Here is a 17,125-nt window from a genome sequence, read left to right as displayed (position 1 = left end):
GCCTCAGAAAACTCACGGACACTGCTCCAATGCAGCCTTATTTCAGAAATAAAACCACTTTCTGAAATAAAGCCGTTTGTTTCTTTGCCTTATTTCAAAAATAATCTTACCGCTCCGGCGCATCTTTTTTCACCGCCTTTCGCTCCACACTGCGCTCCGGCTTGGCAAGCTGCTCCATCGCGGCATTGATCACGCAGGAGTGATTGTCCACCGCGTAAACATCTGTGTGCCCGCCCATCTGCTTTTGGAGCGCCGCAAAGCGGCCTGCGGCCTGACGCGCCGGTGGGTAGAATCGCTCATCTCCCGTGCGCTGCGCCATGGTGCAGGCCAGCACGAACATACAGCGTTCCTTGCCATAAGCCGCTGTCCACTCCTTCAAAAAAGCAGGCAGCTTTCCATCGTTGTAGGCGTTGGTCGCGTCCTTCTCAAAGGTTCCCGCACAGGTCAGCGTCCGATCCCGGCTGGCCATCCACTCAAAGACCTCTCCACGAGCCATGGCTTCCGAACGGGTGTTAGGGTATATGGGCTGCGCGGGATCTCGATATTTTTCTTCGACTCTTTTTCGCAGAATATCATCCGCACAGCACGCAATGCTGTCACGAAAGGCATCCATCTCATCCGTATCGCGGGAGAGCCAGTCTGTATAAAGCTGTGACAGGGGATGCTCAAACTCGTTCAGCACCGCAAGCTGCCGCTCGGAGAGGCTTGTTTCATCCTCAAAAAGTATCAGCAGGTTGTCACGGCAGGCGATTTCGTAGGCGTGAGAAATGATCTCGTCCACGGGCTTTACTCTCAGATCCGCCAGAAACGCCTCATTTTCCGCAGACATACGCTCATAGAGCCTGTTTTCCAACTGTTCCTTCGTCATGGTAAACCTCCCTTCATCTCGCCAGCCCCGCCCGCATCCGGTGGGCGTAATTGGCAACACTGTATCGTTTCATATAGGCGTTTTCGCTGGGGGCCGGACTGTCAAAGTCCAGCCCCTCCATGCGGGGATCGTCGGTGCCGTTCAGCACCGCCTCCACCGGGATCACGCGAAGCCTGCCGGAGCACTTCAGCTCCCCGGCAAATACTCCGGCAGCGTTGTGAAAGCTGCGATCACCGCACACCCACAGCAGCTTTTTCCCAGCGGGAATGTCCCCGAAGGGCTGCTTCAGCACGACCACAGAACGGGGCTCCGCTCCGGCCACCTCATAGTAGCCGGACTGTTCCGCCTTTTCGTAAGCGCGGATCAGCTTTTCAAACTTGCGCTGCGGCTCGATGTAGAGCCAGCTTTCCTGATAACCCATAATTTCCTCCAATTTCTATTGATTTTACCGCTCCAACTGCGGTCTGCGGCGCTCCGGCGGCCTTTGATCCTCGTCCGGCTCGGTGTCTACGATCTCAGGCTCCTTGTGGTCTAAATTCAGCAGGGTATTCAATTCCTCCAGCCGTGCCGTTTTGGTCGTAAGTTCCTCTTCGCGGGGAAACGGCTTTTGTACCTCTGCCTTTGCGGTTTCCAACTGCGTTTGCAGATTGGAAAGCTGCTCCCGGCAAGCCTGCTCCTTGATGGGCAGGCCCTCCAGCGCATTGTCCATGCGCTGCAAATTGCCGAACACATCGGTTCCCAGCGTGACCGTGTGGCGGAGCTGCCCGATCATGGTCAGGCGGTATTCCCGCGCAAAGGTATCGAACGCCAGCTCCAGCGTCAGACCGCGATAGCTGCCGATCTGTGTCGCCTCCGGGGAGAGCATATTTTGGCATAGGGTCAGCAGCGCCGCGCCCGCCTCTTTTTTGTCGGCATGGGTGACACCCGCCAGCGTGAGCGGAGAGAAACCGTCCCCATTGGGATGGGTGTTCTCCTTGACCGTGGCAATATCCGCGCCATAACCGGCGATCCGTGCCTGTGTTTCCGCGATTTGCTTCGGAAAGCCCTTGCTGATGGCGTCCTCCAGCGCGTATTTCTGAGAAAGGTGGTTGGCTTTCAGCAGCTTCAGCTTGGACACCTCAATGTCGAGATCCATCTTTTCCTTGATCATGGGGTTGCCGCTGGCCAGTGCCTTGATCTCGGCATAAGAAAGCGCCTGTTCGTCTACATCTTCGGCGGAGCGGACAGGCGATTTGCTGGTCATAATTTGCGATATAAATTTCTGCTTGGATTCTACCAGCTGGTACAAATAGGCATCGAAGGTGCCCTCGGTGACATAGCTGTAAATGTCTACCTCCGGGTTTTCGTTGCCCTGCCGGATGATGCGCCCCTCCCGCTGCTGAAGGTCGGACGGACGCCACGGACAATCCAGATGGTGCAAAGCGACGAGCTTTTGCTGGCAGTTGGTGCCAGCGCCCATGCGCTGGGTACTGCCCAGCAGGATACGCACCTGACCGCTCCGCACCTTGCCGAACAGGTCTTTCTTCTGTACCTCGCTTTTGGCGTTGTGGATGAAGGCGACCTCGTTTTCGGGAATACCCAATTCCAGCAATTTCGCGCGAATATCATCATAAACGCTGAAGGTGCCGTCATCCTTTGGAGTGGACAGGTCGCAAAAAATCATTTGGGTGGAACGCTTGTCCGCGGTGCGCTGCCAGATCTCAAACACATTTTCCGCGCACTTGGCGGCTTTGCTGTTGGGATCGCTGGGAAGCATGGGATTGACCAGCCGCTGATCCAGCGCCAGCTTGCGGCCATCGTTGGTGATGAGCAGCATATTGTCCACGCTGCTGTCCACCTCGCGGTTGCGGACTTTTTCAGCACGCTCCGCCAGCGATGCCACGATCTCTTTCTGATACTCCGATGGCTTCAAGGCGATGTTGTGGTAATGCGCTTCCGGCACGGGGAGCTTGAGCATATCCGCCGTCTGGATGTCCGCCACATTTTTGAATACGCTCATCAGCTCCGGCAGGTTATAAAACTTGGCGAAGCGCGTCTTGGCGCGATAGCCGGTGCCTTCCGGGGACAACTCAATGGCGGTGACGGTCTCGCCGTAGTTCGCCGCCCAGCTATCGAAGTGCTGTAAGCCCTGCTCCTCCAACGCCGACATCTGCAAGTAACGCTGGATGGTGTAAAGCTCCACCATGCTGTTGGAAATGGGGGTGCCGGTGGCAAAGACAATGCCGCGCCCTCCGGTGATCTCGTCCAAATAGCGGCACTTCATAAATAAATCGCTGGATTTCTGCGCCTCGGTCTGGGCAATACCGCCCACATTGCGCATCTTCGTGTAAAGAAAGAGATTTTTAAAATAATGGCTCTCGTCGATGAAAATTCGGTCAACGCCCAACTCTTCAAATGTGACCACATCGTCCTTGCGGCTCTGGTCATTCAGCTTGTCGATCTTGGCTTGCAGGCCCTTCTTGGTTTTCTCCATCTGTTTGATCGTGAAATTCTCCGCTTTTTCTCGCTTGGCCTCTGAAATTCCCATCATAATTTCGTCGATCTGCTGTTCCAGAATGGCCCGCTGGCGCTCTACGCTCATGGGGATCTTCTCAAACTGCGAATGCCCGATAATAATGGCATCGTAGTCACCGGTGGCGATCCTACCACAGAATTTCTTGCGGTTTTTGGTTTCAAAATCCTTACGGGTAGCGACAAGGATGTTCGCTGCCGGATAGAGCTGCAAAAACTCAGTGGCCCACTGCTCTGTCAGGTGGTTGGGCACCACAAAGAGGGACTTCTGGCACAGGCCCAACCGCTTTGATTCCATCGCCGCCGCGACCATTTCAAAGGTTTTTCCCGCGCCCACTGTATGTGCTAACAGGGTATTGCCGCCATACAAGATGTGGGCGATGGCGTTGACCTGGTGCTTGCGGAGCGTGATCTCCGGGTTCATGCCTGAAAAGCTGATGTGGCTGCCGTCATACTCACGGGGGCGGTTGCTGTTGAACAGAATATTATAGGTCTTACAGATGGCCTCGCGCCGGTCAGGATCTTTCCAGATCCACTCAGCAAAAGCCTCTTTAATGAGTTCCTGCTTGCTCTGGGCGATGGCGGTTTCCTTCTTGTTGAGAACAGCGGTTTTCCTGCCATCGGCATCGTACACATAATCAAAAATGCGAACATCTTTTAGATTTAAGGTGTCCTCAATGATCTCATAGGCGTTGATACGCTTGGTGCCGTAGGTGCTGATGGCCTTTACATTGGCGCGATCCTTGCTCTTGCCTTCGATACGCCACTCGCCGGTGATGCCGGAATAGTGGACCTTCATGCCCCACTGGGCACTGCGGGGCGTCCCCAGCGTTTCAAAGATAAACTGGCGCACATATTCGGTGTCTAACCAGGTAGCGCCCAGCCGGACGGAGATCTCGCTGGCAGTGAGGTCGGTGGGCTGCACCCGCGCCAATGCCTCGGCGTTGATCTGATACTGCGGGTCCTGCTCCGCCTTACCTTGGGCAACCGCCCATTTCTGACGCACATTGCCGGAAAGATACTCGTCCGCGGGCAGGTATTTCTCATACCCATCGCTCTCGCCGGTGTAAGCGGGGTTCAAAAAAATCACGCCCTTGAGGTCAGAAAACAGCGTTTCCTCGTCCTTGCCGGTGAGCCTGCCCATATAGTCCATATCCACATGGGCCTTTTCTCCGATGGACAGTGCCAGCGCCTCCACCGCTGTGTCTACCTTTTCAGCGGGTCTGTGGCTGCGGATGGTGCGCTTGGTGAACAGGTCGGCCTTCCGTTTCAGGTTCCGGTCCTCGTCCAGAATTTCCAGTGAACAGAGCAGAAAATAGGAGCTGTCCTGATCGAAGGCGATGGCGTTGCCGCGGGAGTTGATGAGTCCGTATTTGCGGGTAAAGGCGTCGTAGAGGGTATTCAGCTTGGCTTGCTGCGCCTTGATTTCTTCATCGGGATAGTCCTCGGTCTGGTATTCCAGCAGCGTCCGCACACAGTCCCGCAGCTCGATCATGCCGCGGATTCTGCTTTCTGCCGTCTTGGATACCTCCACCGGGTTCATGCGGCTGTTTTCACGGTAGTAGATTTGCCCGTTCACCAGTGTATAGGAGAAGTTGCGGACAGCGGGATCGGCCTCAATGGAATGATCCTCGCCCTCCAATTCATCCTCCCGGTCATAGGCGGCGATCTCGCCGTGAATATTTTGAACGGCCTCCGCCAACAGTGCTTCCAACGGCTGCTCCGGGTACGGCTCGCAGGTAGGCGTGGGGCCGAACGGCCCGGACACCATCTTCATCCCGCCCAAGATCATATCCGGGTGGTCGATGAAATAACTGTTCATCTGGATGCCGTCCTCGTTGGTGGCAAGGTGTACCCATTCGGGTTCTATATCCACCATTCGTTCCCGCTTCTGCAAAAACAGAATGTCTGAAACCACCTCGGTACCCGCCGCGGCCTTGAACGCATTGTTGGGCAGCCGGATGGCCCCCAGCAGCTCCGCTCGCTGCGCGATGTATTTTCGCGCGCTGGCGGTGCGCTTGTCCATGGTGTAGCTGGAGGTCACAACGGCGATAACGCCGCCCGGTCTGACCTGATCCAACATTTTGGCCACGAAATACTCATGAATGGGAAAGTTCAGGCGGTCATAGCGTTTGTCCGGCACATGGAACTGGCCGAAGGGGACATTGCCGATGGCAACATCGAAAAAGTTATCCGGGAAGGCAGTTTTCTCATAGCCCTGCACCGCAATACTGCTGCGCTGATAAAGCTGGCGGGCGATGCGTCCGGAGAGATCGTCCAGCTCCACGCCGTAGAGCTTGCTGCCGCTCATATCTTCCGGCAGCATACCGAGGAAATTGCCGATGCCGCAGGACGGCTCCAGAATGTTGCCCTGCGTGAAGCCCATCTGCCCCAGGGCGGCATAGATGCCGCGGATGACCACAGGCGGCGTAAAGAACGCCGTGAGCGTGGATTCACGGGCAGCGGCGTATTCGGCATCGGTAAGCGGTTCTTTCAGTTCAGCGTAACGAGGATTTTTCTCGTCAAAGAAGTCCGCCAGACCGCCCCAGCCCACATACTGCGCCAGTACCGCCTGTTCCTCCGCTGTGGCGCTGCGGTTCTCCGCTTCCACCGCTTTCAGGGTACGGATCGCGTCCAGATTGCGCTGAAAACGCTCCAGCGGCGCGCCCTCTCCGATGTGGTCATCGGTGATGCGGTAGTTCCGGCCATCCGCGTCCAGCGGATAGGCAAGCGCGTTTTGCTTTTCCTTTTTCGGCGAGGTAAGCGCCGCAGGCGGCTCGTCCGTCTGCGGCTGCGGCGGGGCCAGCGCAGCGGGGTCCGCCTGCTCCACAATTTTCCGAACAAAGGAGATCGGCTCCGTGCGGAAGATGGGAAAGCCGACCTTTTGGACAAAGGTGATGTCTTGAAAGTTGACAACGCCGTGCGCGGTATCCACGCGATCCACAAGGAAGGTCCTGCCTTCAATCTCAAAGACTGTTTCGCCGGGAACAAGATTTTGTGCGGCAAATTCCTCATCGGTAAGTACTGGCTGCGGGGCAGGCTCGACTGGCTGCTCCGCTGCGGTGTCTTTGGCGTGCTCCACATAGAGCCATTCCGCCGCTTCCTTTTCGCTGACCGTCTTTCTGACCTGCTCCAGATAGTCCTCGGCTTGCCACTCGCTGGGGAAGGTTTCACGAACACCCTCGCTGTCCACATAGATCTCGTCCCGAATATCGTCCCAGACGGCGTAGCCGTCCTCAGTTTCGATCACGCCGAACCGCTCATAGGCGGGCGACTGCTCCGCGGCAAACCGTGTGGCGTCCTCTGCGACCTGCTCCACAAAGCTGCGTTCCTGCTGCGGGGCGTCATGCTTGTGGTTGAACAGGCTAAAGGTACCGCTCACATATTCGGAAAGCTGCTTCCTTGCGTGGCGGACGGAATCATAGGAACGGTCACTCTCATCCGTGCCGTCCAGCCGGGAAGTCAGCGCCGCCAGTATTTCCGCAGCTTTGGCTTTATCCTGAAGCTGTTGCTCAATGATGGGGACAGCATCATAAAAGTCCGTATTTTGGGGATAGGGTCGTGGGATTGCATCCGGGGCATTATAGAAGCCGTTGTAAACTGCCCGTGCCAGTTGTCTGCGCTCATATTCCGGGATTTTTGCAATCGCATCCTCGCCGGGGAAACGCTTCTGCGTAATGAGTTTTTGATATTCCTTGACCACATTGGGGATGGTCAAATGGACGGTATCGTATGTTTTGCGTTCGTAATCTCGCGCATAGTCTAGCCCTTTAGAAGTCTTAGTATGGGAATATCCAGCACAGGCTCCTCCGCTGTACTCACCAAACTGGCTCTTGATGAACTTCTGGTGTTCTTCCGGTGCGTGGGGATAGCAGAAATGGGAGTACACCGCCAACCGCTCATCAATACTGCCACTTAGGAAGAACTGGTCGATCTCATCCTGCGTAATGAACATCTTGCACTGCCGCAGGAAACCCGGCTGGGCGGTAAAGTTGCGCTCTGGGTAGGAGAGGCCATCCAGCACAACGCCGATCCGGTGGGTGTTGTAATCGGATAACCGCCAACACATAATGTCGTTACCTTGGGCATAAACGGCAAGAAAAGTGTGATATTCCTGTGCCAGTGCTTGCAGCCCACCCTCAGTCTTTGCAAAGGCCACCATATCCTCGTCCAGTTCCGGGTAAGTCTTATGCTGGTCATGGATGGCCAATGTCTGCGGGAATAGGCCCCGCGCGCGGCCTTCTTCGTTCAGGTCGCGGGCGGTCATCAGGAGGGCGTCCATCGCTTCGTGCAGCACCTTGTCCGGGGCCTGCGCCAGTTCAGCGGCAGACAGGTAGGTGCCGCCCTCCAGCAGCTCCGAAATACGCGCCGATGCCTGCTCCCATGTGACCACGGTTTTGCTGTATCCGGTGCGGATGCTGTCGCCTTGGGCGAGGTGGATGCCGTCCTCCAGAAACCACACGGTGTATTTGCGGCCTTCGTATTCAATGCCGCGCCCGTTCGCCCTACCGAACTCCCGGCGCAGGAACTCTATGTTTTCCTGTTCCGGGTGCTCCCGCATATAGAACACCGCGATGCGCTCCGCGCTGTTGGGTTCGTTTCCGCCCGTGCAGAGCGTCAGATCAATGACCTCCTGCGGCACCGTGCGGGCCGGGGCCAGAATGCCAGAGGGCGCATCTGCCGGAGCTTCGTACACCGGGGCGTCGCCGCCCATGTCGAATAGGGCAAGCTGCTCTGCCATCACCGGCGCATTTTGCAGGCCCAGCTTAATTTTGTACTCGCCGCGCTCGATCAGGCCCTCGGTCATCTCGGTGATGACCGACCATGAAAAAACGGACTCCGAGGTGCGGGAGAGGTAGCTGCCCTCCCACATCAATAGTCCGTCTTTCTCGGCGTGGTAGCCTGTCCGAACACCGTCGGTCAGGACTTCCACCCATATATCATTGTAGCTGTTTTTTAAGAACTCCGTCCGTTCCGCAAGGCTCTTGTGCGCCTGAAAGTATTCAAAGATCTCCTGCCGCTTGTGCTTGCGTCCACCGTCGTCCAGCAGATTCGCTTCAATGAGATGCATATCCAAAAAGGCGGGCAGTTCTGCGGTATTTTGCTGTGCGGTGTCATGCTCCAGTGCAAAGGCTGCTGCCTGTTCCTGCGCCTTTTCGTCCGGATAATCACCGTAGACGCGGAGGCACTGGCGTGTTTCGGCATCATACACGGCAGCGCCGTCATAGGCAAAACCATCTTCCTCCATTGTACCGGCAACATAGCCCTGCGCTGCGGCCTCCGCTTCTTCCAGTGTCTGATAGTCCAGCTTATCGTCAAAGCCGTTTTCAGTATGGTGATAGGCTGCGACCTGATAGGGCGCGGCCATCTGCGCGGCGTAGCGGTCAATGGCTTCTGCGGTCAGCCATTCCGGTTTTTCCGGGAGGGCGTCATGCAGTTCCCGCATTTTTTTGATCTGCGCGTGGACATTGCCTGCCCACAAATGCTTTTCACTCCGGCCACCAGCGCCGAGGAAGTAGTCACAGTCGGCGCGCAGACGGTCCAGCAGTACATAATCTCCACTGTGATCGACAAAGGCAGGAAGTTCATCACTTCCTGCCTCTGTGGGTTCTTCGGTTGTCAGGCGTAGATCAGGTCGGCCAGCGCCAGTTCCTCCGCGCTGTGCCGGAGATTGTTCATCAGACCCGTCCAGCGCATGGGATCGGCCGCCTTCAATTCCTCCGTCACGCCCTCGTTCTGTGCCATCTGCGCCACGGTCTGCTCCACCATCTTCCGCGCGGTCTGCTCGATCTCTGCCAGATGCTCCGTCAGCTTGCCGCTGGTCTTGAGATTGGTGTAAAGCACCCTGCGGTGCTTCATCAGATATTCTCTCCGCAGCTCCGCGTACTTGCCCAGATGTACCTCCGGCATCTGCGGCATCAGCAGGTTCGGCACCTGATAGCCGTTCTGCATCCTGTAAGTGACCTCCATGCTGTTCGCTCCTTTCATGGGGTGTTTCGTGTTGTTCTGTGTGGCCATCATAACCGTTTTTTTCGCGGTTTGCAAAAAATTGATCCCGCTGGGCCTGCATGACCGTTCGGCTGATCTCCCGAAGCCCCATCTCCGCGATGTCGCTGGTGGCGATGCCCAGGGCGTTGATGGTTGGCGGTGTGTTGAATTCGTAAACATGGGCGAATTCGTCAGCGGTGAAATAATCATCTGCCCGCAGGCCCAGCCGGGTCATCAGCATATAGGCCACGCTGACCTCCAGCGCGTCCCGGTAGAACGCCTCCAAATTGAGGTCGTCCAGTTCCTCCAGCAGGCTGTCCTCCCGGCACTCCCGCAGGTCTTGCAGGTAGTCCGTGAAGTTGTCCGCCACGGCGTTGTGGCAGGCGGAGCGCACGGCGTCCGCCAGATTTTCTTTTTCAGACAGGTTGCCAAAGGTGGCCTCCAGCGTTTCGATGACCTCCGGTTCAAAGGCCGGGTGCATCGTCCAGATGGGCAGTGGACGGGCAAAACGGGACGCATGGGTGTCCGAAACATCAAAATAGAGCTTCAGGCAGTTTTGACCGTCATCGCCAAATACGGCGATGCTCTTGGCTCCACGGTTGACCCAGCGGCCAAACTGACGGTTCCAGCGCTCCATCTCAAGGACCGCCGTGGCGTCCGGGCGCTGGGCGTAGATCAGAATTTGATCATCGAAGGGGCATTTGTAATTGTAGCAGGCCGCGCGGAGAAAGCCCGTCCAGCTTTGATAGCTGCCGGTAACGCTCTGCACAGTCTGGTCATACAGCTCTGTGATAAGCTGAAATTTGGTTGGCAAGGCTCGCACCTCCTATCTCTCCGGCTCCGCCCGCTTTTTTACTGCAAGCCGGTCATTCTTTTGCTGTTCTTTTTGGGCCTTTTCAAATGGCTTCCGCTGATAGCAATAAATATAAAACTGGTAATCACCTTTAACTGGCGTACAGCGGAGCATATACACATACCGCTTTGTTTTCACCATGAATCCGCAAGAGGGAAGCAACGCACCCTTGATGGCGCAGATCTGCTCATACCGGTTGCAGTAGCGTTTCATGCTGTCGAAGTCCCGCAGCGGGGAGTCCGGCTGCTCCCGCAGCCAGTTTACGGTGCGGTCAATATCGGCCTTAAACTCCGGCGTATTCAGTGCATCTTGCTGGTGGGGCCACCATGTTGTGTAAAACTGCTTGCCGCTGCCAAAATCACCACGCAGGTGTCCCACACAGCCCGCAGACTTGTCCTGTTCCTCACTGCGGGAGAAATAGAGAGCGTGCAGCGCAGGCTCATTGACGCTGTAAAAGTCAATGACATCCTTCTCGCTGGCGGGATATTTCTCCTGAAATTCCGCAAGAGTACGGCATCCACCATCTTGAAAGGAAAGGGTGCCGCTCTCCAGCGGAATCCACCCGTCAAGGGGAAGCTGGAATGGATCACGGGTGAGAACGGTGCCATAGAAGTTGACCATGAGACTCCGTGACAGTTCTATCGGCTCACCCCAATCTGCATCGCCATGGCGCAGCTCGTAGCGATATACGCCTTCTGGCACGGTGGCTCGGTCAATGCGGCATTCCGTAAACAAGGCCGGTCGGTCAAAAATCGTGACCTCCTGATAGGTCACCTTCTGCGCGTCATAGCTCATCTGGCTTCACCTCGTTCTCTGTGTTTCTTTTGCACTCTCTGTTGTGCTAAAAACTCCGGCACATCTTGGAAACCGAAGGTATCGGCGTAGTAGGCAGTTTTCTTTCCGGCCTGTGTCAGTACCACCACATCGCTTACGGACAGGGAACGCATCCGACGGGCAAAGGGGCGGTGGTCGCTGTTGTGCTTTGTCCAAAGATGCTCCAGCGAATTTTCCTTTGCGAACATACCGGCGTAAGAACGCCGATAATCAGCGCTCTGGAGTTTTCCCTTTGCCGCCGCGTAAGACCGGAAATAGTAGTCCACATCAGCAGTTGCGGGGATCTGATAGATTTCATAGGTGCAGATCTCGTCGCTGATTTTCGGCGTTCTGGGAACATAGGTGTTGCCGCTGCGTTCCTGCATTTCCGCAAACTCGCAAATATGATAGGCGGAGTTGCCGACGCAGACATGGCAATCGTCAATGTACTTACAGGGCAAAACCATCTTTTCACCGTCAAAGCGGGTAATGACGATGCTTTCCCCGTCCTTGATGGTAAAGAGCGTGTGGTATTCACTGTCGATGAAGCGGATCATGCGCTCATCCTTGTTAGGGTTTGGAAAGGCGATAACGCCCATGATGTTTACCGGCTCACGGTCTGTCATTCTCTTTCACCTCTATCGTTCTAAAAAATAAGGCCGAGACATTCATCGTAGAATAATCCCGGCAAAGCGAAACGGCACGGTTTCCCGTGCCGCTCATTCGATGATTCGATTATCGTATGCCCCGATCCTGCTTGGCCGGACGCCTTTTGGTCGGGGCGTTCTTCACCCTTTCCAGAGAATAATCCAAGATTCGCTCCTTGCGTTTTTCCAGCATGGTGCAATAGAAGCGTTTCTGCAAGTCCGTAATAAACGGCGTATCCGCAATGAGCTTGCGTATCCTTGCCATATCAATACGGGGGACAATGCGCTTCAATGCGCGGTTACAGTCCTCATTTTGCAGGGAAGAAATGAAATCAAAATACTTGATCTTTTTCCCGTTGACCATGATCGCAGAGGTGGGGATCTCGAAAATGCGGTAATTCATGTCCTGCTCACTGGCAAGCACCGTTTCCATGATCTTTTCGTCCGCTTGGGGATACAGACTGCTGCCGCAGTCATAGACCGGAGCCAGCGTCATCTGATCCGTCCGCGCATCATAGAGGAAACCCCAGTTGCCGTTATGCCGGTCCCAGTTGCCAATCAGCGCATCAACAATGAACATATCCCAGAATCTCTCCGTTACCGCCATGCGGTCAACTGCATTTTGCTCCTCAAAGGTGTGAAGAATATCGGACAATTCCGTGCCGTAGCCGCTGCGCTCAGAGTCAATGATCTGGTTTTTCAGGGAGGCGAAATCCTGTAGGGTGACACCCGGCTCTGTAAAGTCGCCGCAGGCCACCACGATTTTTTCTTTCCCCTTTACGGTATAGGTGCCAAGCATGGTTTTCTGCACAGGAATACCAATGCTCTCATAGATCTGGCAGCCAAGATACTCGGAAAAGCAGCTGTTGCTGTAGCTCATGTCCTTGTTTTTGGTGGGCGGAGGAGGAAATTTCAGCATATATTGCTGCCCCTCGTAAATCACAGAGATCTTGCTGCCGTTTGCACCGGCATACATTTTGTTTCGCTTCGGAAGGTTTGTAAAATCAACGATCTGCATTTATTCACTCCCGTTCCATTCTCAGATATTTTTCACGGAGATACCACGCCTGCTCTGGGCTGATGATCTGGTTGACCTCCGCACTGTTGATGTCGCTTTGCAGATTGCAGTAATCGCAGTCCCAAAGCGTATAGTTCTCGCCATTGTCCACCTTCTGCCACGCTTTCACCATGGCTTGGATGGACTCCTGCAAAAATTCCGGCAGTCCGCACTCCAGATAGCTGCGGTCTTTGGGAAGGCCCTTTTCGTCATAGAGGGAGGACAGTTTCATCATGTCCTCCATCGTGCAGTTCAGCGCCTGCGCCAGCTTTTGCACCGTCTTTGCATTGCACCGCTCCATATCGCTTCTTCCGGCGCATATATCCATAATCGTCGTCTTGGGAACGCCGCTGAGCTTGGATAGCTGATATTTTGAAAGGTTCCGCTCATTGAGCAAAGTCTGCAAGTCCATTTTCCTCGTCTCCTGTTCTGAAGGGTTCTTGCGACACTTTCATTATATCGGCATGCCGACTTAGCGTCAATAGCAATGAGGCGACTTCTTTCTCACATCTTTGCCAGATGTCACCGCTCTGTTTTATGCTCCCCAGATTTTCTCTCATGTGGCACACACCTCTGCCACTCCATTTGCTTCTCGCATTCATTTCCGGCCCGTTCACAGAAATCCTCGATGCAGGAGCTGCGGTCAGAGCGGTAATGCCCCCAAAAGAAATTGGGTGGGCCGTCCCCGTCGTCTTTGCAGTTGCGCTGCCATGTGACAAAGGGGGCAGGGGCTTTTTCACATTCGCCCATGACAAACTCGGCACTGCCGACGCGGATGCGGGCGGTGATGTGGTATTCCTGATTGACCATTTCCCCCACTACATAGCTGCCGTGTTCTAACTGGACGGTGCAGCTCCCGTTTTGTGCAAAGGTCGCTGTCACCGGCATGGCCGGTACTCCACATAGCATATCCGGCAGCATGATGAACTGCGACCTTTGGCCCATCAGCTCTTGCGGCAGTTTGTCCACGGGCAGATAAAAGTGCTGTTTGCCCATGATCTCATAGCGCAACAGGAAACTGCTGACGGGATAGTACACGCTCATGATTGGGTCTTTGATATGGCCTTGGACGATGTTGGAATTCACATATCTTGCGTTATCCAAATACCATTGCGGGTTCGCGCCCGGTGTGTTCCAGCCGAACATGGAGCCTGCCAGCATTGCCGCTTCCTGAATATCCGTGATGCCGCGCCGCACATTATGGCTGCTGGCGATCTCGCGGTTTTCCTTCCGGCTGCCGGTGTCCCACTCAGAGGGATAATAGCCGCGCTCACCGCACCGGATGATAATAAGCTGCCCGCTGGACGGCAGAATGGAAAAACAGGTTTCCGGCAGGTCATTCCTGCGCATCGGTTCGTTCCTCATCGCACCTGCTCCTGCTGCCGCTTGCGGTGCCAACCTTCCAACAGCTTGATAATGACATCCTCCATCTGCTTTGGGGTGTAGCTGGGTGGGAAATACTTTTGCAGCCGGTCATTTCGGATGGTGACCTTGCGCTCCAACGGCTTCTCCTCCCGCATGATGAGGTCGATGATGTTATTCTCCAGCTCGCCCTCGGCGCTGAGCTGCTTGAGCCGCTGAGCCTGTCCCAGCGACGGGGTCACTTCATCGCGCTCCATGACAAGCAGGAGGTAGGTCTGTTCTTTTTCGGACAGGTGGGAGAGAAAATCCGCTGCGGGAGCAAGTTTCAAAAAGCCTTTATCTACGGCCTCAACAAGCGGAGGAATAAGCAAATTCAAACGAACATACCGTTGAATTTGCGTTGCACTTTCCTTGACTTGTTCACCAAGAATACTTACAGAGTAGTTTTCTTTCAACTTCTCCCCATTTTGGGGAGAAGTGCCGAATCGCTTCTGCCCCTGCCGCTTCATGGCGTCCAGTTTCAGCTTGTAGGCTTTGGCTTTCTCGCTGGGCAGCAGGTCCTCACGGTTGATGTTGTAGTCCACGACCAAAATGTCCGCTTCCTCGTCGCTGTAATTGCGGACGATGACGGGGCGGGTATCCAATCCCACGGCCTTCGCGCAGTAATCCCGCCGGTGGCCGGAGATAATTTCATATCCGCCAGCGTCACGGGGACGGACGATCAACGGCTCAGCGATGCCGATATGCTCAATGCTGTCCATGAGCCGTACCAGATCAGGCGTGGGGCGGTCAATGGTGTATGGCTGGCGGGAGTATGGGAAAACTTCTGAGGCAGGAACGATCTGAATCCGCTCCTGCCGGTCAGCTTCTCGCTCCGCGTCCGTTTTGAACAGGTCATCGTACCGGGTCAGCTCGATGCCGCTTAATTTGCTTGCCAAGGCTCAACACCTCCCTCGTCAGATTTTCATACGCCAGCGCCGCCTTGCCACTGCGGTCATGGTCGTAAATGCTTTTGTTTTCTACGCTGATCTCCGCCGCCTTGATGGAACGGGGAATTTCGCTTGCGAACACATGACCGCCGTAGGTTTTGCGGACAAGCGCATTGATCTCCCGCGCCAGTGTGGTACGGCTGTCCACCATCGTCAGCACAATACCGTCCACCTCCAGCTTCGGGTTGAGCTGCCGTTTCACGCGGGTGATGGTTCGCAAAAGCTGTTCCAGCCCCTTTGCGGGGAGATATTGCGCCTGCACGGGGATAATCACGCTGTCCGCAGCGGTCAGGGCGTTGATGGTCAGCATACCGAGGGATGGCATACAGTCGATGAGCGCGTAGTCATAGCGGTCTGCCACCGTGGACAGATATTGCCGCAGCACCGTTTCACGGCTCATGGTGTTGACCAGCGTGACCTCCAGTGCCGACAGCTCGATATTGGCGGGGACAAGGTGGACGCCGGACGGGTGGTGCAGAATGCCCTCACCGGGGGCGATGGGCTGCTCTGCGATGATCTTCTCCATCAGAGTGGAGAGCGTGGGGGATAATTCGTCAGGCTGCGGCCAGCCCAACATCTGCGTGAGATTGCCTTGTGCATCGGCGTCGATCAGCAGGACTTTTTTACCTTGCCGAGAAAGACCAATGCCGAGGCTGGCGGCTGTGGTGGTCTTACCCACGCCGCCCTTCTGATTTGCCAGTGCGATTGTTTTCACGGGTTCGATGCTCCTTTCAGTCGTAAAATGGGTTTCAAAAAAGCAGAGCTGTTCGCTCTGCCTATCCGCTGTCGTGGAAGTCGTGATTCACTTTGGCGCGGTAGTAGCTGCCGCAGGTAGCCGGGGCGTTGAACAGCATCTCCAGTAGATAGGCTTTGATGTTGCGAATGTCCGCGGTGCTCTCCCGCAGGCAGTCCAGCACATACTCGATGTGGGAGGAATCCAGCTTCAGAAAACGCTCCTTCACTAACGCCGTATAAAGCTGCTTTCCACCGATCCGCATGAAGCTGCCTTGTGTGCAGAGGACCTCCAGCATGAGGTCCGCGATCTCGTCGATGTCGTCATAGGGATGCTGCCGGCGCAGGTGGTCATACTCGATGTTCTCCCGAATCTCTTTTCGGTATCCCTCGATCACATCCTCCGGCTGCGCGCCCGGATGGATAGATGAATCAGTATTACTCAACTCAGTATTATTCTTATCAGTCTTATTACCCTCGGTTTTTCCGAGGTCTTGACTTCTGATTTTCCGAGGTCCAGACTTCGGTTTTTCAGAACTCTTGACTTCGGTTTTTCCGAAGTCTGGATTTCGGCAGCTCGGAGGCTCCGGTTCCGGCGTATCCTTGCCCGGTTCGTCCTCCATGCCCATGAAGCGGAGAACATAGATTTTTGCCGGTCTGCCAAGCCCCTGCTTGACCCGCTTAATGAGGCCAACGCCTTTGGCGCTGTCCAGCTCCGCGAACAGCTTGACCGCCTTATCTGTCTTGCAGCAGAGCTGTTCGCACGCCTCCTCCAGCGTAAAGTAGATATACACATGGCCGTCATCGTCCATCCAGCCGTTTCTCATGGACAGGCTCATGCGGTCCAGCATGAGGCCGTACAGCAGCTTCGCGTCGGTGGAGAGCCGCCGAAAGTACGGCTCGGTGATCAGGAGCTTGGGGATGCGGAAAAAGGCGTATTGCTCGGCGTCCATGCCGAGATGGTATGCAAAGATCGCCTGCGGCATATCTGACACCTCCGTTCTGCCACAGTTTTTATATATCTCTCAACGGCGGTCTGTGGTATAGTAAAAGGGAGCATTGACGCGCAATGCTCCCTTACCGTAACCGGACCTGCCGGTGGATTCTTATTCAGTTTGACTTAACACATCACTGTCAGCCGTTTGTCAAATAATTGTGTTTCCCGCATGGGGTTTTCCCTTGATTTTGCCCTTATCAGCTCACGCGGTCAAGGGTAACAGCGTATAAAAGAAGATAATTTCGGGTGGTTTTGATTTCTCAATAAACCCAGTGATTTCAATGCTTTGCGCCGTTTTTGACGGTTGC

11 protein-coding genes and 1 pseudogene are annotated in these 17,125 nt (G+C 55.3%); all 12 read right to left on the bottom strand.

Going from position 1 to position 17,125, the window contains the following annotated elements; translation table 11 throughout:
- Window positions 1-106: 106 nt before the first annotated feature.
- The 12 genes and pseudogenes from KQI82_RS00615 to KQI82_RS00555 all read right to left on the bottom strand — a co-directional run bounded on the left by KQI82_RS00615 (window position 107) and on the right by KQI82_RS00555 (window position 16,806).
- Window positions 107-868 carry a DUF3848 domain-containing protein gene (locus tag KQI82_RS00615; protein WP_216557260.1) on the bottom strand — a complete coding sequence of 254 codons (762 nt, stop codon included), beginning with the start codon at window positions 866-868 and terminating at the stop codon, window positions 107-109.
- 13 nt (window positions 869-881) lie between these two features.
- Complete coding sequence (locus KQI82_RS00610; protein ID WP_216557258.1) at window positions 882-1,289, bottom strand: hypothetical protein; 408 nt, start codon at window positions 1,287-1,289, stop codon at window positions 882-884.
- A 24-nt stretch (window positions 1,290-1,313) separates the two neighbouring features.
- A pseudogene (locus KQI82_RS00605) lies at window positions 1,314-8,948 on the bottom strand (LPD11 domain-containing protein); the annotation flags it as partial.
- Between the two features lie 50 nt (window positions 8,949-8,998).
- Window positions 8,999-9,289 carry a TnpV protein gene (locus tag KQI82_RS00595; RefSeq protein ID WP_241426741.1) on the bottom strand — a complete coding sequence of 97 codons (291 nt, stop codon included), beginning with the start codon at window positions 9,287-9,289 and terminating at the stop codon, window positions 8,999-9,001.
- Between the two features lie 904 nt (window positions 9,290-10,193).
- A complete protein-coding gene (locus KQI82_RS00590; protein ID WP_216557256.1) occupies window positions 10,194-11,015 on the bottom strand; it encodes an LPD28 domain-containing protein in 822 nt (273 codons plus the stop codon).
- Window positions 11,012-11,659: a YodL domain-containing protein gene (locus KQI82_RS00585; RefSeq protein ID WP_216557255.1), complete on the bottom strand. Its 648-nt coding sequence runs from the start codon at window positions 11,657-11,659 to the stop codon at window positions 11,012-11,014. The genes KQI82_RS00590 and KQI82_RS00585 overlap by 4 nt, the downstream gene beginning before the upstream one ends.
- A gap of 109 nt (window positions 11,660-11,768) precedes the next feature.
- Window positions 11,769-12,656 carry a HipA domain-containing protein gene (locus KQI82_RS00580; protein WP_338148998.1) on the bottom strand — a complete coding sequence of 296 codons (888 nt, stop codon included), beginning with the start codon at window positions 12,654-12,656 and terminating at the stop codon, window positions 11,769-11,771.
- A 46-nt stretch (window positions 12,657-12,702) separates the two neighbouring features.
- Window positions 12,703-13,149, bottom strand: coding sequence for a helix-turn-helix domain-containing protein (locus KQI82_RS00575; protein WP_216557249.1), 447 nt, complete (start codon window positions 13,147-13,149; stop codon window positions 12,703-12,705).
- A gap of 110 nt (window positions 13,150-13,259) precedes the next feature.
- Entirely contained in the window at window positions 13,260-14,102 is an 843-nt protein-coding gene (locus tag KQI82_RS00570; protein ID WP_216557246.1) for a hypothetical protein, read from the bottom strand.
- The gene (locus tag KQI82_RS00565; RefSeq protein ID WP_216557243.1) at window positions 14,099-15,037 is read right to left on the bottom strand and encodes a ParB/RepB/Spo0J family partition protein; all 939 of its coding nucleotides are present in this window, start codon (window positions 15,035-15,037) and stop codon (window positions 14,099-14,101) included. Before KQI82_RS00565 ends, KQI82_RS00570 begins: the two co-directional genes overlap by 4 nt.
- The gene (locus KQI82_RS00560; RefSeq protein ID WP_302634253.1) at window positions 14,994-15,803 is read right to left on the bottom strand and encodes a ParA family protein; all 810 of its coding nucleotides are present in this window, start codon (window positions 15,801-15,803) and stop codon (window positions 14,994-14,996) included. Before KQI82_RS00560 ends, KQI82_RS00565 begins: the two co-directional genes overlap by 44 nt.
- Window positions 15,804-15,864: 61 nt before the next feature.
- Window positions 15,865-16,806: a DUF6017 domain-containing protein gene (locus KQI82_RS00555; RefSeq protein ID WP_216557240.1), complete on the bottom strand. Its 942-nt coding sequence runs from the start codon at window positions 16,804-16,806 to the stop codon at window positions 15,865-15,867.
- Between the last annotated feature and the right edge of the window lie 319 nt (window positions 16,807-17,125).

This window comes from Dysosmobacter acutus (assembly GCF_018919205.1).
Taxonomy (GTDB): Bacteria; Bacillota; Clostridia; order Oscillospirales; family Oscillospiraceae; genus Oscillibacter; species Oscillibacter acutus.
This window is presented reverse-complemented; position numbering and strand designations above follow the sequence as displayed.

Excerpts from the sequence above, each read along its gene's own strand:
- KQI82_RS00595 (WP_241426741.1), bottom strand. The coding sequence starts at position 9,289 with ATGCCGGAGGTACATCTGGGCAAGTACGCGGAGCTGCGGAGAGAATAT.
- KQI82_RS00555 (WP_216557240.1), bottom strand. The coding sequence starts at position 16,806 with ATGCCGCAGGCGATCTTTGCATACCATCTCGGCATGGACGCCGAGCAA.
- KQI82_RS00575 (WP_216557249.1), bottom strand. The coding sequence starts at position 13,149 with ATGGACTTGCAGACTTTGCTCAATGAGCGGAACCTTTCAAAATATCAG.
- KQI82_RS00615 (WP_216557260.1), bottom strand. The coding sequence starts at position 868 with ATGACGAAGGAACAGTTGGAAAACAGGCTCTATGAGCGTATGTCTGCG.
- KQI82_RS00570 (WP_216557246.1), bottom strand. The coding sequence starts at position 14,102 with ATGAGGAACGAACCGATGCGCAGGAATGACCTGCCGGAAACCTGTTTT.
- KQI82_RS00580 (WP_338148998.1), bottom strand. The coding sequence starts at position 12,656 with ATGTATGCCGGTGCAAACGGCAGCAAGATCTCTGTGATTTACGAGGGG.
- KQI82_RS00590 (WP_216557256.1), bottom strand. The coding sequence starts at position 11,015 with ATGAGCTATGACGCGCAGAAGGTGACCTATCAGGAGGTCACGATTTTT.
- KQI82_RS00610 (WP_216557258.1), bottom strand. The coding sequence starts at position 1,289 with ATGGGTTATCAGGAAAGCTGGCTCTACATCGAGCCGCAGCGCAAGTTT.
- KQI82_RS00585 (WP_216557255.1), bottom strand. The coding sequence starts at position 11,659 with ATGACAGACCGTGAGCCGGTAAACATCATGGGCGTTATCGCCTTTCCA.